Raw genomic sequence first — 24,845 nt, 5'->3', positions numbered from 1 at the left:
GGGGGGGCCCGGGGGGGCCGCGCCCCCGGCGCCCCCCCCCCCCCCCCCCCCCGCCCCCCCCCGCCCCCCCCCCCCCCCCCCCGCCGCCGTGCGCGCGTTCAGCGGTTCAGCTGAAGGAGTCGCCGCAGGCGCAGGAGCCCGTGGCGTTCGGGTTGTCGATCGTGAAGCCCTGCTTCTCGATGGTGTCGACGAAGTCGATGGAGGCGCCGCCCAGGTAGGGGGCGCTCATCCGGTCGGTGACGACCTTGACGCCGTCGAAGTCCTTGACGACGTCACCGTCGAGCGAACGCTCGTCGAAGAAGAGCTGGTAGCGCAGGCCCGAGCAGCCTCCGGGCTGAACGGCGACGCGCAGCGCGAGGTCGTCGCGGCCTTCCTGCTCCAGCAGGGCCTTGACCTTGGCTGCGGCGGCGTCGGACAGGAGGATGCCGTCGCTCACGGTGGTGGTCTCGTCCGATACGGACATCTGCTTCTCTCCCGGGTTGTACGGAGACTGCTTGTCGACGGTGCAACCGCCGGGGCCGCGGATTCATTCCCGCCCGGCCGCTCGCCTGTTCTCTTCATGCTCGCACACCGCCCCCTCCGGCGGATGTGTCACATCGACGCTATCGGCATCGTCAAACTGACGTGAAGCGGATATGATAGATAGCGTCAATTAGACGAAAAGCTCCTCCCGCAGAGAAGAAAGGGTACGTGACGTGACCACGGCCCACCCCGTCCAGGATCTCGATGTCCAGCCGACGCCCCTCGCCCTGCTCCTGCTCGGCCGCGACGCCGACCCCAGGAGCGAGCGCGGTGTCGAATGCCCCGGCGACCTGCCCTCCCCGTCCGACCCGGATCTGGTGGAGCGCGCCCGCGCGGCCAAGGAGAAGCTGGGCGAGAAGGTCTTCGTCCTCGGGCACCACTACCAGCGCGACGAGGTCATCCAGTTCGCCGACGTGACCGGTGACTCGTTCAAGCTCGCCCGGGACGCGGCGGCGCGCCCGGAGGCGGAGTACATCGTCTTCTGCGGTGTGCACTTCATGGCCGAGTCCGCGGACATCCTCACCTCCGACGAGCAGAAGGTCGTGCTGCCGGACCTGGCCGCCGGCTGTTCGATGGCCGACATGGCCACCGCCGAGCAGGTCGCGGAGTGCTGGGACGTGCTGACCGAGGCGGGCGTCGCCGAGCGGGTCGTCCCCGTGTCGTACATGAACTCCTCCGCCGACATCAAGGCCTTCACCGGCCGCCACGGCGGCACGATCTGCACCTCCTCCAACGCGAAGCGCGCGCTGGAGTGGGCCTTCGAGCAGGGCGAGAAGGTGCTCTTCCTGCCGGACCAGCACCTGGGCCGCAACACCGCCGTGCGGGACATGGGCATGTCCCTGGAGGACTGCGTCCTCTACAACCCGCACAAGCCGAACGGCGGCCTCACCGCCGAGGAGCTGCGGAACGCGAAGATGATCCTGTGGCGCGGGCACTGCTCGGTCCACGGCCGCTTCTCGGTCGACTCCGTCAACGACGTCCGCGCCCGCATACCCGGCGTCAACGTCCTGGTCCACCCCGAGTGCAAGCACGAGGTCGTCGCCGCCGCGGACTACGTCGGCTCGACGGAGTACATCATCAAGGCCCTGGAGGCCGCCCCGGCCGGCTCGAAGTGGGCCATCGGCACGGAGCTGAACCTGGTCCGCCGCCTGGCGAACCGTTTCGCCCCCGAGGGCAAGGAGATCGTCTTCCTCGACAAGACGGTCTGCTTCTGCTCGACGATGAACCGCATCGACCTGCCGCACCTGGTCTGGACCCTGGAGTCGCTGGCCGAGGGCAACCTGGTCAACCGGATCGAGGTCGACCCGGAGACGGAGAAGTACGCGAAGCTGGCTCTGGAGCGGATGCTGGCTCTGCCGTAACCCTTCTTCGGTGCTTCCGTGGCGCTTCTTCGCACGGAAGGTCCGGACGCGGCCGATTTCGTCCGGACCGGCCCGGAACCCCGTCCCCCGTATCTACGCTGCTGTCCTCATCCGGCGACGTGGATACGGGGGACAGTCATATGGCGCGGCGCGGCAGGGTGGACGATCTGGTGGTCGTCGTCCCGGGAATCCTCGGCAGCACGCTCGCGGACGCGGAGGGGCGGGAGGTCTGGGCGGCTTCCGGGAAGGCCCTGCTGCGGGGCATCCGCACCTTCGGGAGATCGGTCACGGGCCTGACCCTCCCGGCCGGCCTGGGCGACGAGCACCCCGGCGACGGCGTGCGCCCCACCGGCCTCATGTCCGACGTGCACGCCCTGCCCGGGGTCTGGAACCCCGTGGACGGCTACAGCGATCTCCTGGACTGGCTGGAGCGGAACTTCACCCTCCGGCGCCGTCTCCCCGGCGAAGCGGCCGACGCCCCCGCCAATCTCGTCGGCTTCGCCTACGACTGGCGGCTCTCCTGCCGCTACAACGCGGACCGCCTGGCCGAGCGGGTGGACGAGGAGCTGGGCCGCTGGCGGGCGTCCCGGGCCGACCGGCGGGACGCGAAGGTGGTCTTCCTCTGCCACTCGATGGGCGGCCTCGTCACCCGCGGCTACGTCGAGCGGTGCGGGGGCGCGGAGGTCACCCGCCGGGTGGTCACGCTCGGGACGCCGTACCGGGGGTCGCTGGACGCGCTGATGTACCTGGTCAACGGCATGCGGCACGGAATCGGCCCGGTCGCCCTCGACCTCACGGCGTTCGCCCGCAGCCTCCCCTCCCTGCACCAGCTCACCCCGGACTACGCCTGCCTGGCGACGGCGGGCGGTGCGCCGTTGCGGTACGCACGCGAGGTGCCGGGGCTGCCCGGGGTGGACGAGGAGCTGTTGTCGGCCGCCGCCCGGTTCCACGCCGACCTGCGGGAGTCGGACGCGGGCGCGCGGTACGGCGTGGAGTACGTCCCCGTCGGCGGGGTGCGCCAGCCGACGCCGACAACCGCCGAGGCGGAGGCCGACGGCCTGCGCGCCCTGCTCACCATCGACGGCGTGGACGAGGGCGGCGACGGCCGCGTGCCGGACCTCTCCAGCCGGGCGGTGGGCGCGGGCCGGCACACGTACACCGCATGGGAGAAGCACGGCTCCCTCCAGAACAACCGGGCCGTCCGCCACGGCCTCGACGCGTGGCTCGCCCCCGAGCCGCCCGTGCACCGGGGGCCGGACGACGGCGAGGTGCGGCTCTCCGTGGACGCGCCGGAGATCCTGGTGGAGGGGGACGCGTACGAGCTCCGCGCCACCGTTCCCCCGGACACGGCGGGCCACGACCGGGTCGCCGTCTTCGCCGGGGTGGAGGGCGGTCCGGTGCGGACGATGACCAACCGGGGCGACGGGCTGTACACCTGCCGGATCAAGGGACTTCCGCCGGGCGGGCACCGGGTCCGGATCGCCGCGCGCGTTCCGGACCATGTGGTGATGACGGCGCTGGTGCTGGTGCTGGAGCGGGGCTGACGGTGACGCGTGCGGACGAGGGCGGGCCGGGTCCGGCGGGCACGGCGCTGTGCGTGGTGTGCGAGGAGTACGCGGACCGGGAGACGTTTCCCCGGCTCGTGGGGGCGGCGGCCCAGATGGACGAGATCGTGGGGCTGCTGGAGGGGCTGGGGTACGAGGCGCGGAAGGTGGGGGGCGGGAATCCGTCGTCGGCCGCCTTTCGCCGGGAGAGCGAGGAGTGGTCCGAGGGCTGGGTGGTCACGGGTGCGGCCAAACCGGCCCTGGTCGTCTGGTCGGGGCACGGTGTGCGCGTCGACGACCAGACCCGGCTGGTGCTCTCGGACCTGGAGTCGGCCGACGAACCCGGGCAGTGGAAGGCGCGCGTCACGCGGCACGGCGTCACCGCCGGCGATCTGGTCAGCGAGGCCGTCGGCTCCGGTGCCGAACACGTGCTGGTGATCATCGATACCTGTTACGCGGGCGGCGGCGCGGTACCGGCGCTGGAGACGGCGCTCAAGCGCTCGGCGGAGGAGACCGCGCCACCCGGGCACGACAAGTGGTTCGGCTTCCTCGCCAGTTGCCGCGCCCACGAGACGTCGGACGGCAGCGGTCCGCTGCTCGCCGCGCTGGCCGAGGTGCTGAGGGCGGGCCCGGCGAGCGACGACTACCGTTCCGCGTGGAGCGACCACAACGCGTTCGTGAGCGGCCCCGACCTGATGGCCGCCATCGCCACGCGGTGGCGGGGCGAGGGCCAGACACCGGTTCCCGTCACCACCGGCGTCTGGCGGCCCGCCTTCCCCAACCCGCTCCATGTCCCCGAAGCCCCGGCCAGGCTGGTGGAACACCTGGTGCAGGCGGCTCGCGGGGTCGGTTACCTCGAAGAGGGCTGGTTCTTCACCGGCCGTACGAGGGTGCTGGGCCGGATCGTCCAGTGGCTGGACGGGAACGCACCGGGTCTGTTCCTCGTGACCGGACCGGCGGGCTGCGGCAAGTCCGCGGTGCTGGGCCGGATCGCCACACTCGCGGACCCGGAACAGCGCGCGCGTGCCGTCGAGAACGGGGCCCTGCGCGACGGCGATCCGGACCCGGGGGTCTCCTCGGACCGCGCACTCGCGGCGGTGCACGTACGCGATCTGACCCCGTCGCAGGCGGCCGAGCGGCTGGCCCGCGCCCTGGGGCTGCCCCGGCCCCGCAACACGGACGACTTCCGGGCGGAGGTGCGGGAGTTGACCCCGCAGCCGGTTCTGGTGATCGACGGCCTCGACGAAGTGCCGGCCGAGCACGTGCAGGACATGATCGAGGAGTTGGTCTTCCCGCTGAGCCGGACGGCATCGGTGCTGCTCGGCTCCCGGGAGCGCCCGTTCCGCAACCGGCTGGAGGACAACGAGTCGCTGGTCCACGCCCTGTCCCGGCACATCGGCGCGGGGGTCACGGCCGTCGATCTCGAAAAGGAGCCGCACACGCGGGAGGACATCGCCGCGTACGTACGGCGCCGGTGCGAGGCGTCGGGGGTCGCGGAGGGCCTGGCGCGGGACGCGGGCGCGGCGGTCTCCGGGCGGGCCACGGATGTCGGGGGCGGCTTCCTCTTCGCCCGCCTGGTCACCAGCACGGTCCTGGCGCGGGCCGCGTCGGGGGAGGCCGGGTCCCTGCTCGGCGAACTGCCCGACTCGATCGACGCCGCGTTCGAGAACGAGCTGCGGGCGGTGCCCGCACGGGTGCGGGACGACGGGACCGTGCTCGCCTCGGCCGCCCGGGACCTGCTGGCCGCGCTCGCCTGGAGCGTGGGGCAGGGGATGCCGGCGGGTGGCGTGTGGGAGACGGTGGCCGGGGCCCTGGGCGGAGGCGTCGCGTACGACGAGAGCGACGTGGACTGGGCGCTGTCCGCCTTCGGCCGCTACATCGTGGAGGACGTGGAGAGGGGGCAGGCGGTGTACCGCCTGTACCACCGGGAGTTCGTCGCCCATCTCAGGCTGCGGGAGGGGCCCGGCGGGGTGCCTGCGGGCGAGGTGGTGCTGCGGACGCTGATGGACCTGGTCGAGCGGCAGGGGCGGGTGGGCGACTGGTCGGGGGTGGATCCCTATGTGCGGCGGCGGCTGGTGCGGCATGCGGTGGAGTGCGGCGCGGCGGGGGTCGAGGCGCTGCGGGAGGTGGCGGCTCGGGACGAGAGGTGCGGAGTCCCGTGTCTGGCCGAGGGCCTGCACGGGTTGTCCCTGGTGCTGTCGGAGGCCGGGCTGCGTGACGAAGCCCTGGAGTGCCAGCGCGAGGCGGTCGGCCTCTACGAGGAGCTGAGCGCGCTCGACCCGGACACCCACCTTTCGGCCCTCGCTGCCTCCCTGTACGACCTCGCCGTCCGTCTGGCCGACACAGGGGACATCCAAGGCGCACTCCCACCCGCCCAGAGAGCCACCGACCTGTTTCGCACCCTCGCCGGACAACACCCCACGGGTTTCGCCTCCAAGCTCGCCATGTCCCTCAACAACCTCGCCAACCGCCTGGCCGGCATCGGAGACCGCCGGGGCGGGCTCGCACCCGCCCAGGAAGCCACCGATCTCTACCGCGGCCTCGCCCGCCACCGCCCCACGGACTTCAGCCCCGACCTCGCCATGTCCCTCAACAACCTCGCCAACCACCTCGCCGCCACCGGAGACCGCCAGGGCGCGCTCGCACCCGCCCAGGAAGCCACCGATCTCTACCGCGGCCTCGCCCATCACTACCCCACGGACTTCACCCCCGACCTCGCCATGTCCCTCAACAACCTCGCCGCACGTCTGGCCGACAGCGGGGACATCCAAGGCGCACTCGCCCACGCGCAGGAAGCCACCGGCCTCTACCGCACCCTCGCCGAACGCCACCCCGCCGCACACGCCCCCGATTTCGCCGCCTCCCTCAACAACCTCGCCGCACGTCTGGCCGACTCCGGAGACATCCAAGGCGCGCTCCCGCTCGCTCAGGAAGCCGCCGACCTGTGCCGCACCCTCGCCCACCGCCACCCGGCCGCCCACACCCCCCACCTCGCCCTGTCCCTCAACAACCTCGCCAGCCACCTGGCCGACACAGGGGACATCCAAGGCGCACTCGCCCACGCGCAGGAAGCCACCGGCCTCTATCGCACCCTCGCCGAACGCCACCCCGCGGCACACGCCCCCGATTTCGCCGTCTCCCTCAACAACCTCGCCGCGCGTCTGGCCGACATCGGGGACCGCCAAGGCGCACTGCCGCCCACCCGGGAGGCCACCGGCCTCTACCGCACCCTGGCCGAACAGCACCCCGCTGCCTTCACCCCCGGCCTCGCCATGTCGCTCAGCAACCTCGCCACCCACCTCGCCGGCACCGGAGACCACCTGGGCGCGCTCACCTGCGCCCAGGAAGCCACCGGCCTCTACCGCACCCTCGCCCACCACCACCCAGCCGCCCACACCCCCCACCTCGCCCTGTCCCTCAACAACCTCGCCACCCACCTCGCCGCCACCGGAGACCACCGGGGCGCACTCATCCCCGCCCACGAAGCCGTACGCATCCGACGCACCCTCGCCGAACAACACCCCGCAAGCTTCATCCCCGACCTCGCCGCCTCCCTCAACAATCTCGCCAACCGCCTGGCCGACATCGGAGACCTCCAGGGCGCGCTTTCAGCAGCCCAGGAGGCCACCGACCTCTACCGCACCCTCGCCGAACACCACCCCGGCGCCCACACCCCCCACCTCGCCCTGTGCCTGAACAACCTCGCCAACCGCCTGGCCGACATCGGAGACTTCCAGGGCGCGCTTTCAGCAGCCCAGGAGGCCACCGACCTCTACCGCACCCTCGCCGAACACCACCCCGGCGCCCACACCCCCGACCTCGCCGCCTCCCTCAACAACCTCGCCAACCACCTCGCCCGCGCCGAGGACCGCCACGGCGCGGTCGGTCCCGCCCGCGAAGCCGTACGCATCCGACGCACCCTCGCCGAACACCACCCCGCGACCTTCACCCGCCAACTCGTCGCCTCCCTCGGCAACCTCGCTCACCACCTCGCCAACACCGGAGAGCACGGAGCGGCAGTGCAGGCGTACGAAGAGGTCATCGCCGCCGTCCGTGCCGAGCACCCGGCAGTAGCGCGAAGAATCGCCCTCGGCCGGGACAGGTTTCTGATCAGCAGGCCGGAGTGCTCGACCACCGAGGGTCTGCGAGGTCTCACCCGGCTGGCGAGCGCCCCCACCGCCGACGTCCCGGACGACGTGACCTTTCACGCGCGGTGCGACCTCCGCGCACACATACGAGAGAGTCCCGAACCGCTGAAGGAGGCAGCGGCGACGTGGCAGGCGGTCACCTCCGCGCCGCTCCCGGCCTGGTTGGCGCTCTCCCCCGAGACGCTGGCCTCGGTCACCGCCTGGCTGTCCGCGCGCACCTGGTCCGACTCATGCGCCTACTGGACGGGCCACGCCGATGTCCTGGGCAGCCCGGAAGCCGATGTGGCCCTCACCGAGCTGGCGCTTCTCTCCCCCGAACGCGTGGCCGATCACCGAGCGCTCCGCGAGGAGATTCTGGCTGGGGGCCCCTCCGTCGCCTACCGTCCCCGCGTTCTCGGCGAGCAGTTCGCACGCTGGGCGGAATCCCCCACCTGGGACGACTCCGAGCAGTACCTCCGCGCCCACCCGGACCTCCTGCGTCACACCCCGCCCGACTCCGTCCACGGCGCCCTCCTCCACGTGGCCCGGACACGCGACATCGCCACCGCCTACACCCTCGTACGCGACCGCGCCGCGCTCCAGCAGTACGTCGATCGCGCCCTCACCACCGGCGACGCCGAAGCCCTCCGCCACGCCGCCGCCGTCGAGGACGAGGTGTACGCCGACGCACTCTCCGCCCGTACCCACCACCAGGCCGCCCTGGTCCTCGCGGACACCGCCGAGGACGCCGACCCGGCCGGCCTCGCCCCCCTCGTGGCGGACGCGTCGCCCGACGTACGGAACCGGCTGATCTCCGAGACCGCCGCCCTCGGCGCGGCCCACGCGCCCCAGCACGCCGCGCACTGGGCGCGGATCATCCAGGTGCTGGCCGCCAGAGGGTGACCGCAGCCGTCCGTCGCCGGGCGACCGCTCACGCCTCGCCGGTACGGGCCGTGGGTCCCGCCGCGCACGCCGTGGTTCCCTCGCCGTACGCGAAGGCAGGGGCCAGCCGGTCGCCCCGGCTCTCCGCGATCCGCAGGGCGGTCTGCAACGACTCCGCGAGCCAGACCCCGGCGAACCGCAACTCCCGTGTCCCCACGCCCGCTTCCGCGAGCAGCGTCCGCGCCTCCGTCAGGACGTACTCGGCTGATTCGAGCAGGTCCGTCTCCACGTCGTCGGCCAGCCGCGACATCCGGCTGCCGGGGTCGTCGGTACTGAGGTAGCAGGGTGCCCCGCTCTCGCCGGTCCAGGGGAGCAGCCGCATCGGACGGCCCTCCGAGTCGAACATCATGTCGCCCCTGCCTTCGTTCGGGAAGCGCTCTGGCCTCCGGTCACCCCGCCTGGTTACGGTGTGTGCCGCAATCGTCGCGCTGCGGCGGGGCTCCCCAACAGGGCCGCCGCGTCCCGACGTTCCACACGGGACACGGAAGGCCCGTCCGATGACGTTCAGGTCTCTGCCTCTCTCACCCTTCGCCTCCGCACGCCACTACTTCGGCTCGGAGTTACGCCGGCATCGCGAGCGCGCGAACCTCTCCCTCGTACAGCTGGCGGACATCGTCAACTCCAGCAAGAGCACGCTCGCCCGGATCGAGACGGCGGAACTGATGCCGCCGCCGGACATGCCGAGTTGTCTGGACGCTGCCTTCGGGACGGACCGGCACTTCACAGGTCTCTACGGGCTCGCCAAGCAGGAGATCCATCCCGACCAGTACCGGCGGTACATGAACTTCGAGGCCGAGGCGGTACTCATAGAGCAGTACGGCGCGCAGGCACTGCCCGGACTCCTCCAGACCGAGGCGTACGCACGCGAATTCCTGCGATGTCAGCGCGACTTGAGCGAAGAGCAGATGGAGGAGCGCGTAACCGCGCGGATGTCCCGACAGGAACGGCTCAATTCGGACTCGGCCCCGTTCCGATGGGCGATCATCGACGAGGCCGCGTTGCGGCGGCGAATGGGGTGTCCAGCTGCCATGCATCAGCAGTTGGCCTCGCTGCTCGCACAGGCCGATACGCCGAACAGCAGTATCCAGGTGATGCCGTTCAGCGCGGGGCTCCACTACCTCATGGGCAGCGCACTGACGCTGCTCACCCTGGCCGACGGCACGAAGGTGGCGTACGAGGAAGGCATCGAGGCCGGGCACCTCTACGAGGACGGTGCGAAGGTGGCACAGTGGCAGCGGCACTACGAGGTCCAGCGCGCCAACGCCCTCTCGCTCCCCGAGTCGGCACAGATGATCCGGACCATCATGGAGGACTACGAACCGTGCGACACATCCCCGAGCTGAGTACCGCCCGCTGGCGCCGCAGCAGTTACAGCAACGCCAACGGGGGCGAATGCGTCGAGATCGCTGATGACTTCCCCGGCCTCGTCCCCGTACGCGACAGCAAGAACCCCACCGGACCGGCCCTCGTCATCACGGCCGGGGCCTGGGACACGTTTGTCTCGTCCCTCAAGTAGGGCCCTGGAGCAGGCGAACGGCCCGTCCCACACACGCGCGTGGGACGGGCCGTTTTCCTATCACCCGGGACCGGAAAGGGCCGAGTTTGTCCGGACCGGCCCCGAGGCGTCCCATGCGTGCATACGCTGCTGTCCACTTCGGCGGTGCAAGGACGGAAAGGCGGGGCGCCCCATGGCGTGTGAGGCGGCTGCGGTCGGCGGCGAGGGGCGCGGGGCCGTGGGGACGGCGCTGTGCGTGGTGTGCGAGACGTACGCCGATGAGCGGTCGTTTCCGCGGCTGACCGGTGCCGTGGCCCAGATGGAGGGCATCGTGAGCCGGCTGGAGGCGCTGGGGATCGCGACGCGGGTGGCGGGGGGCCCGAACCCCTCCCGGGAGACGTTCGGGCGGGATCTCACCGGCTGGAGCGAGGAGTGGCGGACGTCCGGCGCGGGGAAGCCCGCGATCATCGTCTGGTCGGGGCACGGGGTGCTCGTGGACGACGAGCTGCGGCTGGCGCTGTGCGATCTGGAGCTCGACGTCGAGCAGGTGGTCCGGGACGCGCGCGCCCTGCGGGACGGGGTGTCGGCCGAGACGCTGGTGAACGAGGCGGTGGCGTCGGGGGCGGATCAGATCCTGGTGATCATCGATGCCTGTCACGCGGGGGACGCGGTGGGACGGGGGGTGGAGAAGGCGCTGCGGCGCTGGGAGACCACGTCCGCGTCGGCCGGGCGCGTGCAGTGGTTCGGGATCATGGCGAGTTGCCGGCGGGGGGAGACGTCGGACGGCGAGGGACCGTTGCTCGACGCGCTGGCGCGGGTGCTGAGGGAGGGGCCGGCCACCCGGGAGTACCGCTCGGCGTGGAGCGCGCACAACGCGTGGGTGAGCGGGCCGGACGTGCTGGCGGCGCTCGGTGAGCGGTGGCGGGGCGAGGGGCAGACGCCGGTTCCGGCCACGCTGGGCACCGGGCGGCCGGTCTTCCCGAATCCCCGCCATGTGGCGGGGGCGCCGGCGCGGCTGGTGGAGCATCTGGTGCTCGCGGCGCGCGGGGTCGGGTTCCAGGAGGAGGGCTGGTTCTTCACCGGGCGGAAGCAGGTGCTGGGCCGGATCACGGCCTGGCTGGAGGCCGACGAGGCCGGGCTCTTCCTGGTGACCGGCCCGGCGGGCTGCGGCAAGTCGGCGGTGCTGGGGCGGGTCGCGACGCTCGCCGACCCCGTGCGGCGCGCGGAGACCGTGGCGGCGGGCGGCCTGCGCGCGGACGATCCCGATCCGGGTGCGGGGCGCCCGCTCGCCGCCGTCCATCTGCGGGGTCTCAGTCCGCTCCAGGCGGCGGCCGAGCTGGCGATGCGGCTCGGGCTGCCGGAGCCGCGCAACACGGACGACTTCCGGGGCGAGCTGCGGGAGCTGGACCGGCGCCCGGTGCTGGTGCTGGACGGGCTGGACGAAGTGCCCGCCGAGCATCTGCGGGCCATGATCGAGGAGTTGGTGTTTCCGCTCAGCCGCGCCGTCCCCGTGCTGCTCGGTTCGCGGGAGCGGGCGTTCCGGGGGCGGCTGGCGGACGGCGGGCACCCGGACGAGACGCTGCCGGACGCGCTGGCCCGGCTGATCGGTGCGGGTGTCACCACCGCCGACCTGGAGCGGGAGCCGCACACCGAAGAGGACATCGCCTCCTATGTGTACCGCCGGTGCGCGGCGGCCGGGGTCCCGGAGGAGCGGGCGCGGGAGGCGGGCCACGCGGTGGCAGCGCGCGCCACGGCGGTGGGCGGCGGGTTCCTGTTCGCGCGGCTGGTGACGGGTTCGCTGCTGGCGGACGGGCGGCTCACCGAGGAGGAGCGGTGGCAGGCCGGCCTGCCGGAGTCCATCGGCTCCGCGTTCGAGGACGATCTGCGGGCGGGCCCGGTCCGGGTCCTGCCGGACGGCACCGAACTCCCTTCCGCCGCACGGGATCTGCTGACCGCGCTGGCCTGGACCGAGGGGCGCGGCCTGCCCGCCGGGGGCGTCTGGGAGGAGGTCGCCGGGGCGCTGGGCGGCCGGGACGTGCCGTACGAGGAGAGCGATGTGGACTGGGTGCTCTCCGCGTACGGGCGCTACATCGTCGAGGACGCGGAGGACGGGCAGGCGGTATACCGCCTGTACCACCGGGAGTTCGTCTCCCATCTCGCCGCCCGTCCGGGGCCGGGCGGCGCGATGGCCGCCGAGGTGGTGGCCGCCGCGCTCGTCGCGCACGCCGGGCGGCGGGTGCCGGACGGCGGCTGGGCGGCGGCGGACCCGTATGTGGTCCGGTCGCTGTCACCGCACGCGGTTCGGGCGGGCGAGGAGGGGATCGGGCTGCTGCGGGGGCTGGCCGACCGGCTCGGGCCCGCCGCGGTGCCGCTGCTGGCCCACGCGTTGCACAGCTTCTCCGAACGGCTCGGGACGGAGGGCGACCTGGACGGGGCGCTGGACGCGGCGCGCGAGTCCGCCCGGCTCCTGCGGGAGCTGGAGGGGCCCGCCGCCGGACGCCGTACGCCGGCGCTGGTCCGCTCACTCATCAACGTCGCCAACCGGTGCGCCGACATCGGGGACCGCGAGGGGGCGCTGGTCCCGGCCCGGGAGGCGGTCGCGCTGCAGCGGGGCGTCGCCGAGGCGGGGGGCGACGCGTCGGGGGGCGATCTCGCGCTGGCCCTCGCCACGCTCGGCCGGCGGCTCCACGAGACCGGGGACCGCGAAGGCGCCCTGGCGCTCACCCGGGACGCCGCCGACGTCTTCCGGAAGCTGGCCGAGACGGAGCCGGCGGCCTACCGTCCGCGCCTCGCCGCCTCGTTGAACAACCTGGTGGTGAGCCTGGCGGCCGTCGGGGAGCGCCGGGCCGCCGTCGCCCCCGCGCAGGAGTCGGTCCGGATCTCCATGGAGCTCGCCGCCGCGCGCCCGGACGAGTTCCTCGGGCCGCTCGCCGCCTCCCTGACCAACCTGGCCTACACCCTGAAGTCCGTGGGGCGGCATACGGACGCCCTGCCGCACGCGGAGGCGGCGGTCCGGGCCAACCGGAAGGTGGCCGAGCGCCATCCCGCCGCGCTGCGGGCCGAACTGGCCGGCTCCCTGGCCAACCTGTCCGAACACCGGGAGGACGTGGGCGATCTCGCGGGGTCCCTGGAACCCGCCCAGGAGGCCGTGGACATCTGCCGGGACCTCGTCGCGCGCCACCCGGCCGCCTTCCGGCAGGACCTGGCCGTGGCCCTGCACAATCTCGCGGACCGGCTCTCCGCCACCGGGGACCACGGGGGAGCGCTCGCCCCGGCCCGGGAGGCCGCCCGCACCTTCGCGAAACTCGCCAACGAGCACCCGGACGTCTTCCAGCCGGATCTCGCCCGCTCGCTGACCTCCCTGGCCAACAAGACGGCGGCCGCCGGCGACCGCACCACGGCGGTGCTGTTCGCCCGCCAGGCCCTCCAGCTCCAGCGCGATCTGGTCCGGAGCCGGCCCGCCGCCGCCCTTCCCGGACTGGCCGGGATGCTCAACAACCTGGCCACGCACCTGGCCGCCGACGGCGAGCTCCCGGAGGCCCTCGCCCATGCCGAGGAGGCGGCCGCGCTCTACGGGCGCCTGGCCGAGGCGGACCGGGAGGCGTTCCTCCAGGACTACGCGGTGGCCCTCAACAACGTCGGCAACCACCGCGCGAACCTGGGCGATCTGTCGGGGGCGCTCGCCGCGGGCCGGGAGGCGGTCGCCCTCCGCCGGGAACTCGCCGCGCGGCGGCCCGCCGTCTTCCGGGCGGAGCTGGCCACGGCCCTCTCCAACCTCGCCGCCCATCTGAACCGGGCCGGTGAACCGGAGGAGGGTCTGACGGCCGCCACCGAGTCCGTCGCGCTCCTGCGTGAACTCGTCCCCGACGCACCCGTCCTGCGCTCCTCCTTCGCGGGGGCCCTCGGCGCCCTGGCCCAGAACCTCGCCGACACCGGCAGCCCGAAGGACGCCCTGGCGGCGGCCGACGAAGGCGTCGCCCTGTGGCGCAGGCTCGTGGCGGAGCACAGCGGCGCCCACCTCCCCGATCTGGCACTCGCCCTGCGCAACCTCGGCAGGCTGCGGGGGATCAACGAGGACGCCGAGGGGGCGGTGAGCACGGCGGGGGAAGCCCTCGCCGTGTACCGCGCCCTGGCCCTGGAGAATCCGCGCGCCTTCGCGGACGATCTGGTGCGGACGCTCGGGGGCCTGGCCCGCGCGCTCGCCCGGACCGGCGAGCACACCCCGGCGGTCGAGGCGTACGAGGAGTGCGCGGAGCTGTTCGCCGCCACCGACCCCTCGACCGTGCGGCACCTGACCGTCGAGCGGGGCGTCTTCCTGCTGGAGTGTCCCGGTCCGCTCCCCTCGGAGGGCGTACGCGCGCTGGTGTCGTTCCTGGCGCGGGACGCCGGCACCGAACCGGGGGACGGCCCGGACCGGGTGACCGTACGGGCCCGGCGGGCGCTGCGCGCCCATGCCGACCCGCGGGCCGTCCGGGCCGCGTGGGAGGCGGAGACCTCCGGCCCCGTACCCGACTGGTTCTCCCTGCCGGCCGCGACGCTGGAGGTGGTCGCCGCCTGGATGTTCGCGCCCGACTGGCCCGCCTCGCGGGACCTGTGGTCCCGGCACGCCGAGGTGCTCGGCGGCGAGGCGGCCGCGACGGCCCTCGACGAGCTGGCGCTGCTGGACCCCGTCACCGCGCGCCGGCACACCGCGCTGCGCGACCTCGTGCTCGCCCACGGGGTGACCGCCGCCTACGATCCGCTGATCCTCTCGGAGCAGTTGGCCACCTGGGTGGGGTGCGGGTCCTGGGCCGAGTCGCGGGCGTACCTCCAGGACCATCCGCGCCTCCTCCGGGTCCGGCCGTCCCCGGACACCCCGCTCTCGCACGTCGCGCTTCTCGACATCGGCCGTGCGGAGGGGCTGGACTTCGCCTATCGGCTCGTGGAGGACCGCGACGCCCTGCACGCCTTCGTGCAGCGGTCGATGGCCGCCGGGGACGGCACCGCGCTGATGCACGCGGCGGCCATCGAGGGGCAGGTCTTCGACGACCAGCTGTCCTCCCTCACCCATGCGCAGGCCGGCATGGTCCTGGCCGGTGCGGTGGAAGGGGTCGAGCCGGACGAGCTGACCACGCTGATCCCCCGGGCACGCGAGGAGACCCGGGTCCGGCTGCTGCGGGAGGTCGCCGCGCTCAGCGTCCGGCACGCCCAGCCGCACGGGGAGCTGTGGCTCCGTATGGTCCAGGCGCTCAGCGGGACGGTCTGAGACCGGAACACACGAAGGGGCCCGGCCCGCACGAGAACGTGCGGACCGGGCCCCTTGTCCTACCGGGCGGATCAGGCCTTCGCCGGCTCCGGCTCGTCGGAGGAGTCCGGGGACGACGTGCTCTCCTCGGACCCGGCCGGGGCCGGGATGCCCGCCTTCCTGGCGCGCTTGGCGGCCTTCTTCTTGCGGCGGCGCTCCTTGAACAGCTCCACCATCGTGTACAGCGTGGGCACCAGGAGCAGCGTGAGCAGCGTCGAGGTGACCAGGCCGCCGATGACGACGACGGCGAGCGGCTGGGAGATGAAGCCGCCCTCGCCGGTGACGCCGAGTGCCATCGGGAGCAGGGCGAAGATGGTCGCCAGGGCGGTCATGAGGATCGGGCGCAGACGGTGGCGTCCGCCCTCGACGACCGCCTCGACGACGCCGAGGCCCTGGGCGCGGTACTGGTTGATCAGGTCGATCAGGACGATCGCGTTGGTGACCACGATGCCGATGAGCATCAGCATGCCGATCATCGAGGCGACGCCCATCGGAGTGCCGGTGATGACGAGCAGGCCGATGGCGCCGGTGGCCGCGAACGGGATGGAGACCAGCAGGATCAGCGGCTGGATCAGCGAACGGAACGTGGCGACCAGCAGCATGAAGACGATCGCGATCGCCGCCAGCATGGCCAGGCCCAGCTTCATGAACGCGTCGTCCTGGTCCTCGGTGACGCCGCCGATGGTGGCGGTGGCGCCCTCGGGCAGGTCCAGGGCCTTCAGCTTGGCCTGGAGGTCGGTGCCGACCGCGCCGGTGTTGTCACCGGTGGGCCGGGCCGTGACCGTGGCGGCGCGCTGGCCGTCGATGCGGGTCATGGAGACCGGTCCGGGGACCAGCTTCACGTCGGCGATCTGGCCGAGCTTGACCGGGCCGAGCGGGAGGTCCTTCAGCTGCTGCATCGTGGTGGCCGGATGGGCGGAGGTGATGAGGACGTCGCGCTCGGTGTCGTCCATGATCGCCTTGCCGGCCGGGGTGCCGCGCACCGCTCCGGCGACGGCCGCGCCGAGGGCGGCCTGGTTGAAGCCGGCGTCGGCGGCCTTGGCGTTGGCCGTGACCGAGATCCGCGGGATGCTCTGGGCCAGGTCGCTCTGGACGTCGGTGACGTCCTTGAGCTTCGCGACCTCGGCGCGGACCTGCTCGGACGCCTTCTTCAGGGTGTCCGCGTCGGCGGCCTTGACCACGACGCTGAGGTCCTGGGAGCCGAAGCCGTCACCGGCGGAGATGGTGGTGTCGCCGATGCCGTCGAGCTTGGCCAGGCCCTCCTCGATGCGGTCCTGCGCGGCCTCGAAGTGCTTGGAGTCCTTCAGCGTGACCTGGTACGACGCCTGGTTGGAGCCCGTACCGCCGCCGAAGGCCGCCATGAAGCCGGAGGAACCGACGGTGACCTGGTAGTCCTTGACGTCCTCGTCGTCCGCGAGAAGCTTCTCGATCTTCTTCGCGGCCTCGTCGGAGGCGGCCAGGCTGGTGCCGGGGGCCAGCTCCTGCTTGATGGAGAGGACCTCCTGCTCGCCCTGGTCGAAGAAGTTGGTCTTCAGGAGCGGGGCCATGCCGAAGGTGCCGATGAGGATGGCGACGGCGATGACGACGCTGGTGATGCGGCGCCGGGTGGCGAAGCGCAGCACCGGCAGGTAGATCCGCTGGAGGCGGCTGCGGGCTTCCTTCTCCTCGGCCTCGCGGCGCGCCCTGTCCGGGTCCTCGTCGCTGCCCTTGGGGGCGCGCAGGAACCAGAACGAGAGCACCGGGACCACGGTCAGCGAGACCAGCAGGGAGGCCAGCAGGGCGGCCGTGACGGTGAGCGAGAAGGAGCCGAACAGCTCGCCGACCATGCCGCCGACCAGGCCGATCGGCAGGAAGACGGCGACGGTGGTGAGGGTCGAGGCGGTGACCGCTCCGGCCACCTCCTTCACCGCGGTGATGATCGCGGACTGGCGCTCCTCGCCGTAGCCGAGGTGCCGCTTGATGTTCTCCAGGACGACGATCGAGTCGTCGACGACGCGGCCGATCGCGATGGTCAGCGCGCCCAGGGTGAGCATGTTGAGCGAGAGGTCGCGGGTCCAGAGCACGATCAGCGCGAGGACGACCGAGAGCGGGATGGAGACCGCGGTGACCAGGGTGGAGCGGATCGAGGCCAGGAAGACCAGGATCACGATGACCGCGAAGACGAGGCCGAGCGCGCCCTCGGTGGTCAGACCGGAGATGGCCTTGGAGACGGCCGGGCCCTGGTCGGAGACGATGGTCAGCTCGGCGCCGGAACCGAGGTCCTGACGGAGCTTCGGGAGCTTGTCCTTGACGGCGTCCGAGATGGCGACGGCGCTGCCGTCCTTGTCCATGGTGGCCATCACGGCGAGGCTCGGCTTGCCGTTGGTCCGGGTGAGGGAGACCGCGGTGGCGGGCTCCTGCTTCACCGTGGCGATGTCGCCGACGCGGACCGGCTTGCCGCTCTTGCCCGTCGCCGGGTCCTGGGCGGTGACCCGCAGGTCCTCGATCTGCTTCAGCGAGGTGAAGGCGCCGCCGACCTGGACGGTGCGGCTCTTGCCGGACTCCGAGAAGGAGCCGGCCGGGACGGTGGCGCCGCCGGCCTGGAGCGCCTGGGCGAGCGAGGCCGCGTTGAGTCCGGCCGCCGCGAGCTTCTTGTCGTCGGGGGTGATCGCGACCTGGAGGTCCCGGACACCGTCGACGGCGACCTGGCCGACGCCGTCGATGTCCTCCAGGGCGGGGACGACGGTGCGGTCGAGCTGGTCGGCGAGCGCCTGCTGGTCCTTGTCGGAGGTGACCGCGAGGACGACGGTCGGGATGTCGTCCGTGGAGCCCGCGATGACCTGCGGGTCCACGTCGTCGGGCAGTTGGACGCGGGCGCGGTTCACCGCCTGCTGGATGTCCGCGACGAGCTGCTTGGTGCCCTCGTCGCCGAAGTCGAAGGTCGCCATGATGACGGCGTTGCCCTCGCTGGCGGTCGAGGTGATGCCGGTGACCCCGTCGACGGCCTTGATCGAGTTCTCGAGCGGTTCGACGACCTGCTTCTCGACCACGTCGGGGGACGCGCCCTGGTAGGGGGCGAGCACCGACACCATCGGGAGCTCGATCGTGGGCAGCAGCTGCTGCTTGAGCTGCGGGATCGCGATCGCGCCGAAGACGAGCGCGACGACCGACATCAGCCCGATCAGGGCCCTTTGCGCGAGGCTGAATCTGGACAGCCAGGACATGGGTGGGGTCTCTTTCTGTGGCGTACGCGGCAGGCGGGCGGGCAACCTGGGGACAGGCCCGGCCCCTCTATACGATCGCTCACTCCCGGAGCCGGAAGGGTCGACCCCAGGCCGATATCTCACGCCGCGCATACCGCAGCTGGAGTACGCCGCGGTACACCCCTCACTCCACCCGCGGGCGCACCAGGCCCGATTCGTACGCTATGACCACCAATTGGGCCCGGTCGCGGGCGCCGAGTTTCGCCATCGCCCGGTTCACATGGGTCTTGACGGTGAGCGGGCTGACCACCAGCCGTTCGGCTATCTCGTCGTTGGAGAGCCCGCCGGCCACGAGGACCAGCACCTCCCGCTCCCGGGTGGTGAGGGCGTCCAGGCGCGCGGAGTAGGCAGCGGCGCCCGGCCCCGCCTCGTCCGGACTGCCGCCCTGTGCCAGGAAGGTGGCGATCAGGCCCTTGGTCGCGGCGGGCGAGAGCAGGGCGTCCCCGGCGGCGGCGATCCGGATGGCGTTGAGCAGCTCCTCCGGTTCGGCGCCCTTCCCGAGGAAGCCCGAGGCGCCGGCGCGCAGCGACCGCACTACGTACTCGTCGACCTCGAAGGTGGTCAGCATGACCACGCGCACCTCGGAGAGGTCCGGGTCGGCGCTGATCATCCGGGTCGCGGTCAGTCCGTCGGTGCCGGGCATCCGGATGTCCATCAGCACCACGTCGGCCCCGGTCGTGCGGGCCAGTTCCACGGCCTGCGCCCCGTCCGAGGCCTCGCCGACCACCCGCATGTCGGGCTCCGAGTCCACCAGCACCCGGAACGCGCTGCGCAGCAGCGCCTGGTCGTCGACGAGCAGCACCTTGATGGCGTCGTCGGTCATGGACGTCCCCCCGTACGGCCCGCCGCGTCCGGCCTCTCCGGCTCCTGCGCACGGGCCTCCAGGGGCAGGATCGCATGGACCCGGAAGCCGCCTCCGTAACGGGGTCCGGCGGTGAGGGTGCCGCCCAGCGCGGTGACGCGTTCGCGCATGCCGAGCAGTCCGTGGCCGCCGCCGGTGGGGGCGGCGGCGGGTGCCGGGAGGGTACCGCGGCCGTTGTCGAGGACCATGATCTCGGCCGTGGCGCCGACCCGTACGACGCTGACCTCGGCCTTCGCCCCGGCGCCCGCGTGCTTGCGGACGTTGGTCAGCGCCTCCTGGATCACCCGGTACGCGGCGAGGTCGACGGCGGCGGGCAGCGGCGGGCCGTCCTTCGCGGCGCAGGCCACCTCGACGGGCAGTCCGGCGCGGCGGACGGTCTCCACGAGTTCGTCGAGGACGGCGAGGCCGGGGGCCGGTTCGGTTGGCGCGGCCGGGTCGCCGGACTGACGCAGCAGTCCCACGGTGGCGCGCAGTTCGTTGAGCGCGGAGCGGCTGGCCTCGCGGACGTGGGCCAGTGCCTCCTTGGCCTGGTCGGGGCGGCGGTCCATGACGTGGGCGGCGACCCCGGCCTGCACGTTGACCAGGGCGATGTGGTGGGCGACGACGTCGTGGAGGTCGCGGGCGATGCGCAGCCGCTCCTCGGCGACCCGGCGCCGGGCCTCCTCCTCGCGGGTCCGTTCGGCCCGCTCGGCGCGTTCCCTGATGGCGTCGACGAAGGCGCGCCGGGAGCGGACCGCGTCCCCGGCCGCGCCGGCCATCCCGGTCCAGGCGAAGACCCCCAGGTTCTCCTGGCTGTACCAGGGCGCCGAGCCGAAGCACATCGCGGCGGCGGTGAGCGCGGCCATGGTGAGCAGCCCGACCCGCCAGGTCGTCGGCCGGTCGGTGCGGGCGGCGACGGTGTAGAGGGCGATGACGGCGCTCATCACGACGGGGGCCGGCGGATCGGCCGTCACCAGTTCCACGACGGTGAGCACCCCGGTGGCCCCGAGCACGCACATGGGGCTGCGCCTGCGCCAGACCAGGGCGAGGGCGCCGAGACCCATCAGGAACACGCTGCCGGCGCCGGGCGTGCGGGTGCCGAAGGTGGGTCCGTTGTGGGCGCCCGGGTCGGCGAAGGACCCGGTGAACATGGCCACGAACACGGCCAGGGCGAGGGCGCCGTCCAGCGCCAGGGGGTGGTCGCACAGCCAGGTCCGGATGCGCTGGACCCCGGTTCCGAGGGTGGTCACGTCGAGCTACGTTACGGCGTGTCGCGCGGAGATCGGCCCGTCCCCGAGGAAGCGGGGGCCGCCGGTGCGTACGGCGGTGCCCCGTGTCCGGCGGGGCCGGTTCACGGGGCACGGTCGGAGCTGCCGGGGCGGAGGTCAGCCGGGGATGGGGATGAGGCCGTCGTCGCTGAGCATCGCCCGTACCTCTTCGAGGGTCGCGTCGGGCGACGGGAGGATCAGTTCGGACGGCTCCAGGGAGTCGTCCGGCAAGGGTGTGCCGAGCTCGCGCACCCGGTCCAGGAGCGCGTGGAGCGTGGCGCGGAACCCCGGTCCGTCGCCCCGCTCCATCTCGGCGAGCAGATTGTCGTCGAGCGTGTCCAGCTCGGCGAGATGACTGTCGGCCAGGACTGCCTGGCCCTCCCCCATGATCCGTACGATCATGACGCTGCCTTAATCCTTGTCGAACTTGTGGGTGGTCCGGTCCTGCTGGACGGCGTCCTGCGGGCCGCCCTCGATGGCCTGCTGCCGGTCGGAGGGACCTCCGGCCAGCTCGGCCTTCATGCGCTGCAGTTCCAGCTCCACATCCGTACCACCGGAGATGCGGTCCAGCTCGGCGGCGATGTCGTCCTTGGCCGTGCCGGTCGGGTCGTCCAGGGCGCCCGAGGCGAGCAGTTCGTCGATCGCGCCGGCCCGCGCCTGGAGCTGCTGGGTCTTGTCCTCGGCCCGCTGGATCGCCAGGCCGACGTCGCCCATCTCCTCGGAGATGCCCGAGAACGCTTCCCCGATCCGGGTCTGCGCCTGGGCCGCCGTGTAGGTCGCCTTGATGGTCTCCTTCTTCGTACGGAAGGCGTCGACCTTGGCCTGGAGGCGCTGGGCCGCCAGGGTGAGCTTCTCCTCCTCGCCCTGGAGCGTGGTGTGCTGCGCCTCCAGGTCGGTCACCTGCTGCTGGAGGGCGGCGCGGCGGGAGAGCGCCTCGCGGGCCAGGTCCTCGCGGCCGAGCGCGAGCGCCTTGCGGCCCTGGTCCTCCAGCTTGGACGTCTGGCCCTGGAGCTGGTTCAGCTGCAGCTCCAGGCGCTTGCGGGAGGTCGCCACGTCCGCGACGCCGCGACGCACCTTCTGCAGCAGCTCCAGCTGCTTCTGGTACGAGTAATCGAGGGTTTCGCGCGGGTCCTCGGCCCGGTCAAGGGCCTTGTTCGCTTTCGCGCGGAAGATCATCCCCATACGCTTCATGACACCGCTCATGGGCTTCGCGCGCCCCCTTCTGACTCAACCGGTCTTCCAGCAGTCCGACAGAACCCACAGTACGGGCCCTGTCTCTATTACCGCACTGTTCGAGCACGGATGGGGTCCTCCCCAAGGACGAGTGCCGCCGGTGACGGCTCCGGCCCAGGGAGTAGGTGACGGCCGGGGAAAACCGGTGATGACGCCCGTACCGTGCGGCCCGGACACCGGCAAGGACGCCGTCCGTTGCCGGATCGTTCCCGGCCGGCCTGGGGTCGGGGCCTTCGACCCCGTACCCTTGGGCCTTGTGTTTGGTAGCCGCTCCAAGGAAGAGAAGGCCCCCACCGACAAGGTGACGGCGGACCTCTCCAAGACGCCCCGCGACCCGCAGGCACCCAAGGGTCGCCCCACCCCGAAGCGCAGCGACGCCCAGTCGCAGCGCCGTCGCGCCTCCAGCGGCGCGCCGCTCGACCGCAAGGAGGCCATGAAGCGCCAGCGAGAGGCGCGCCGGGCCGACCTGGCCAAGCAGCGCGAGGCCCTGGCCAACGGGGACGAGCGGTATCTGCCGGCCCGTGACAAGGGTCCGGTGCGGCGGTTCGTCCGCGATTTCGTGGACTCCCGCTTCTGCATCGCCGAGTACTTCCTGCCGCTGGCCGTGGTCATCCTGATCCTCAGCGTGATCCAGGTGCGCGGGATCCAGAACATCTCGCTGCTCCTGTGGCTCGGTGTGATCGTGCTGATCGTCGTCGACTCGATCGGGCTGTCCTTCCGGCTGCGCAAGCAGCTGAACGACCGCTTCCCGGACACGCCCAAGCGCGGCGCGGTCGCCTACGGTCTGATGCGCACGCTCCAGATGCGCCGGCTCCGGCTGCCGAAGCCGCAGGTCAAGCGCGGAGAGCGACCCTGAGCGCGGACCCCTCCGGCCCGGCCGGCGGGACGCCCCGCGGGCGGGCGAGCGCCGCGGTCTCCGGGTTCACGGGGGCCGCGCCGAACTGGCTGAAGGGGCTCGGCGGGCTGCGGAACACCGTGCGCCAGGAGCTGGTGGCCCGGCAGCTGGACGAGCAGATCGGCGGCCGGTTCCCGGTCGGGCAGCGGCTGCGCATCCTGGACGTCGGCATGGGCCAGGGCACCCAGGCCCTGCGGCTGGCCCGCGCCGGCCACAGCGTCACCGGGCTCGAATCCGACCCCGAGATGCTGCGGATGGCGCGCGAGTCGCTGGCCGGGGAGCCGGCCGGCATCCGTGAGCGGGTCCGCCTCATCGAGGGCAACGGCCAGGACACCGGTGTGCACTTCCTGCCGGGCAGCTTCGACGTGGTGCTGTGCCACGGCGTGCTGATGTATGTCCGGGAGCCCGATGCCATGGTGGCCGGGCTGGCCAGGATGCTGGCGCCGGGCGGGCTGCTGTCGCTGCTCGTGCGGAACGCGGACGCGCTGGCGATGCGCCCCGGAATGGCCGGGGACTGGGACGCGGCGCTGGCCGCGTTCGACACCGACCGCTACACCAACCGCCTCGGGCTCTCCGTGCGCGCGGACCGGCTGGCGGATCTGACGGCGACGCTGGCGGGGATCGCCGCGCCGCTGCACGCCTGGTACGGGGTGCGGGTCTTCACGGACAACGTGAGCAACGACGTGGAGCTGCCGTCGGCGGCCGAGCTGGAACGGGTGCTCGCGGCCGAGGACCGGGCGGGGCGGACCGATCCGTACCGGGGCGTCGCGGCGCTGCTGCATCTGTGCGGGGTGCGCGGCTGAGGTGGCGGCGCCCGGGGCCGGTCCCCGGGCGGGTGCGCTCGACAGGCCGCCAATGGGGTTAATGGCAATAATCCGGACATGGATGCCATTCATGCCCGCAGCCGTGTGCGCCGGCTGCTGATGCCCCTGTCCGCCGGTGTCTGCGCGATCGCGCTGGTGAGCGGCTGCTCCGACGCGGACTCCAGCTCCTCCGCGACCACCCCGACGAAGTCCGGGTCGGCCCAGCAGGGCTCGGCCTCGAAGGCCAGCGGTGACCTGCAGAGCGAGTACCAGACCGTCATCGAGAACGTCCTGCCGTCGGTGGTGCAGATCGACGCCTCCGAGAGCCTGGGCTCCGGCATCGTCTACGACGACAAGGGCCATATCGTCACCAACGCCCATGTGGTGGGCGACGAGAAGACCTTCAAGGTCACCGTGGCCACCGGCGAGAAGGTCCTCAAGGCCTCGCTGGTCGCCGCCTATCCCGAGCAGGACCTGGCGGTGATCAAGCTCGACAGCGTCCCGAAGGGGCTGAAGCCCGCGAAGTTCGGCGACTCGGAGAAGGTCGAGGTCGGCCAGATCGTGCTCGCGATGGGCTCGCCGCTGGGGCTCTCCAGCAGCGTCACCCAGGGCATCGTCTCGGCCCTCGGCCGCACGGTCAGCGAGAGCCGGGCCGGCGGCGGCACGGGCGCGACGATCGCCAACATGGTGCAGACCTCGGCGGCGATCAACCCGGGCAACAGCGGCGGCGCGCTGGTGAACCTCTCCAGCCAGGTCATCGGCATCCCCACGCTGGCGGCCACCGACCCCCAGATGGGTGACAGCGCGGCACCGGGGATCGGCTTCGCGATCCCGGTCTCGATGGTGAAGACGGTCGCGGACCAGATCATCAAGAGCGGCAAGGTCACCGACTCCGGCCGCGCGGCGCTGAACATCACCGGCCGCACGGTCGTCAACAGCAGCTATCAGCCCGCCGGGGTCGCGATCGTCGGCGTCACGAGCGGCGGCGCGGCACAGAAGGCCGGACTCCGGTCCGGCGACATCATCACCAAGGTCGGGGACACCCCGATCACCACGATCACCTCCCTGGCAGAGGCCCTGGCCTCCGACAAGCCCGGCGACAAGGTCACCGTGACCTATCTGCGCAACGACGCGCGGAAGACGGCCGAGGTCACGCTCGGCGAGGTGTAGTCCCGGCGGAACGCGGTGCGGCGGGCGGGCCCGGAAGGCCCGCCCCCCGCCCCCGCCCCGGGAGCCCCGCGGGGGGGGGGGGCGCAACGGGGCCGAGAAAGTAGTCCCCGCGGCGGAC

16 protein-coding genes are annotated in these 24,845 nt (G+C 72.6%); 9 read left to right on the top strand and 7 right to left on the bottom strand.

Going from position 1 to position 24,845, the window contains the following annotated elements; genetic code table 11:
- Window positions 1-106: 106 nt before the first annotated feature.
- On the bottom strand, window positions 107-463 hold the full coding sequence (locus ACWCXC_RS04290) for a HesB/IscA family protein (protein WP_398296900.1): 357 nt from the start codon (window positions 461-463) through the stop codon (window positions 107-109).
- Between the two features lie 232 nt (window positions 464-695).
- On the opposite strand from ACWCXC_RS04290, the gene nadA reads away from it, so the two are divergent.
- The 3 genes from nadA (at window position 696) to ACWCXC_RS04275 (ending at window position 8,457) form a co-directional block, all read left to right on the top strand.
- Window positions 696-1,883: a quinolinate synthase NadA gene (gene nadA / locus ACWCXC_RS04285; protein WP_450886548.1), complete on the top strand. Its 1,188-nt coding sequence runs from the start codon at window positions 696-698 to the stop codon at window positions 1,881-1,883.
- Window positions 1,884-2,023: 140 nt separating this feature from the next.
- The gene (locus tag ACWCXC_RS04280) at window positions 2,024-3,427 is read left to right on the top strand and encodes a lipase/acyltransferase domain-containing protein (RefSeq protein WP_450886546.1); all 1,404 of its coding nucleotides are present in this window, start codon (window positions 2,024-2,026) and stop codon (window positions 3,425-3,427) included.
- Between the two features lie 2 nt (window positions 3,428-3,429).
- Window positions 3,430-8,457 (top strand): tetratricopeptide repeat protein, encoded by a 5,028-nt coding sequence (locus tag ACWCXC_RS04275; RefSeq protein WP_450886544.1) that lies wholly within the window; start codon window positions 3,430-3,432, stop codon window positions 8,455-8,457.
- A gap of 28 nt (window positions 8,458-8,485) precedes the next feature.
- On the opposite strand, the gene ACWCXC_RS04270 is transcribed toward ACWCXC_RS04275, so the two are convergent.
- On the bottom strand, window positions 8,486-8,845 hold the full coding sequence (locus ACWCXC_RS04270) for a hypothetical protein (RefSeq protein WP_450682268.1): 360 nt from the start codon (window positions 8,843-8,845) through the stop codon (window positions 8,486-8,488).
- A gap of 148 nt (window positions 8,846-8,993) precedes the next feature.
- On the opposite strand from ACWCXC_RS04270, the gene ACWCXC_RS04265 reads away from it, so the two are divergent.
- The 3 genes from ACWCXC_RS04265 to ACWCXC_RS04255 all read left to right on the top strand — a co-directional run bounded on the left by ACWCXC_RS04265 (window position 8,994) and on the right by ACWCXC_RS04255 (window position 15,236).
- On the top strand, window positions 8,994-9,839 hold the full coding sequence (locus ACWCXC_RS04265; RefSeq protein WP_450682269.1) for a helix-turn-helix domain-containing protein: 846 nt from the start codon (window positions 8,994-8,996) through the stop codon (window positions 9,837-9,839).
- Window positions 9,818-10,012, top strand: a complete 195-nt coding sequence (locus ACWCXC_RS04260; protein WP_450682270.1) for a DUF397 domain-containing protein — start codon at window positions 9,818-9,820, stop codon at window positions 10,010-10,012. Before ACWCXC_RS04265 ends, ACWCXC_RS04260 begins: the two co-directional genes overlap by 22 nt.
- A 172-nt stretch (window positions 10,013-10,184) precedes the next feature.
- Window positions 10,185-15,236, top strand: a complete 5,052-nt coding sequence (locus ACWCXC_RS04255; protein WP_450886541.1) for a tetratricopeptide repeat protein — start codon at window positions 10,185-10,187, stop codon at window positions 15,234-15,236.
- Between the two features lie 71 nt (window positions 15,237-15,307).
- On the opposite strand, the gene ACWCXC_RS04250 is transcribed toward ACWCXC_RS04255, so the two are convergent.
- From ACWCXC_RS04250 to ACWCXC_RS04230, 5 genes are all read right to left on the bottom strand, one after another.
- Window positions 15,308-18,478, bottom strand: coding sequence for an efflux RND transporter permease subunit (locus ACWCXC_RS04250; RefSeq protein ID WP_450886539.1), 3,171 nt, complete (start codon window positions 18,476-18,478; stop codon window positions 15,308-15,310).
- A gap of 163 nt (window positions 18,479-18,641) precedes the next feature.
- Window positions 18,642-19,340 carry a response regulator gene (locus ACWCXC_RS04245; protein ID WP_450682273.1) on the bottom strand — a complete coding sequence of 233 codons (699 nt, stop codon included), beginning with the start codon at window positions 19,338-19,340 and terminating at the stop codon, window positions 18,642-18,644.
- Window positions 19,337-20,608, bottom strand: a complete 1,272-nt coding sequence (locus tag ACWCXC_RS04240; RefSeq protein ID WP_450886537.1) for a sensor histidine kinase — start codon at window positions 20,606-20,608, stop codon at window positions 19,337-19,339. The genes ACWCXC_RS04245 and ACWCXC_RS04240 overlap by 4 nt, the downstream gene beginning before the upstream one ends.
- A gap of 135 nt (window positions 20,609-20,743) precedes the next feature.
- A complete protein-coding gene (pspAA, locus tag ACWCXC_RS04235) occupies window positions 20,744-21,028 on the bottom strand; it encodes a PspA-associated protein PspAA (protein WP_450682275.1) in 285 nt (94 codons plus the stop codon).
- A 9-nt stretch (window positions 21,029-21,037) separates the two neighbouring features.
- The gene (locus ACWCXC_RS04230; RefSeq protein ID WP_450682276.1) at window positions 21,038-21,817 is read right to left on the bottom strand and encodes a PspA/IM30 family protein; all 780 of its coding nucleotides are present in this window, start codon (window positions 21,815-21,817) and stop codon (window positions 21,038-21,040) included.
- A 298-nt stretch (window positions 21,818-22,115) separates the two neighbouring features.
- On the opposite strand from ACWCXC_RS04230, the gene ACWCXC_RS04225 reads away from it, so the two are divergent.
- From ACWCXC_RS04225 to ACWCXC_RS04215, 3 genes are all read left to right on the top strand, one after another.
- The gene (locus ACWCXC_RS04225; RefSeq protein ID WP_450682277.1) at window positions 22,116-22,715 is read left to right on the top strand and encodes a DUF3043 domain-containing protein; all 600 of its coding nucleotides are present in this window, start codon (window positions 22,116-22,118) and stop codon (window positions 22,713-22,715) included.
- Between the two features lie 134 nt (window positions 22,716-22,849).
- On the top strand, window positions 22,850-23,557 hold the full coding sequence (locus tag ACWCXC_RS04220; RefSeq protein WP_450682334.1) for a class I SAM-dependent methyltransferase: 708 nt from the start codon (window positions 22,850-22,852) through the stop codon (window positions 23,555-23,557).
- Window positions 23,558-23,635: 78 nt separating this feature from the next.
- Window positions 23,636-24,727: a S1C family serine protease gene (locus ACWCXC_RS04215; RefSeq protein ID WP_450682278.1), complete on the top strand. Its 1,092-nt coding sequence runs from the start codon at window positions 23,636-23,638 to the stop codon at window positions 24,725-24,727.
- Window positions 24,728-24,845 lie beyond the last annotated feature (118 nt).

It is taken from the genome of Streptomyces sp. NPDC001515 (genome assembly GCF_053597115.1).
The sequence above is the reverse complement of the archived record's forward strand: the minus strand, read 5'-3'. Positions and strand labels throughout refer to the sequence as shown.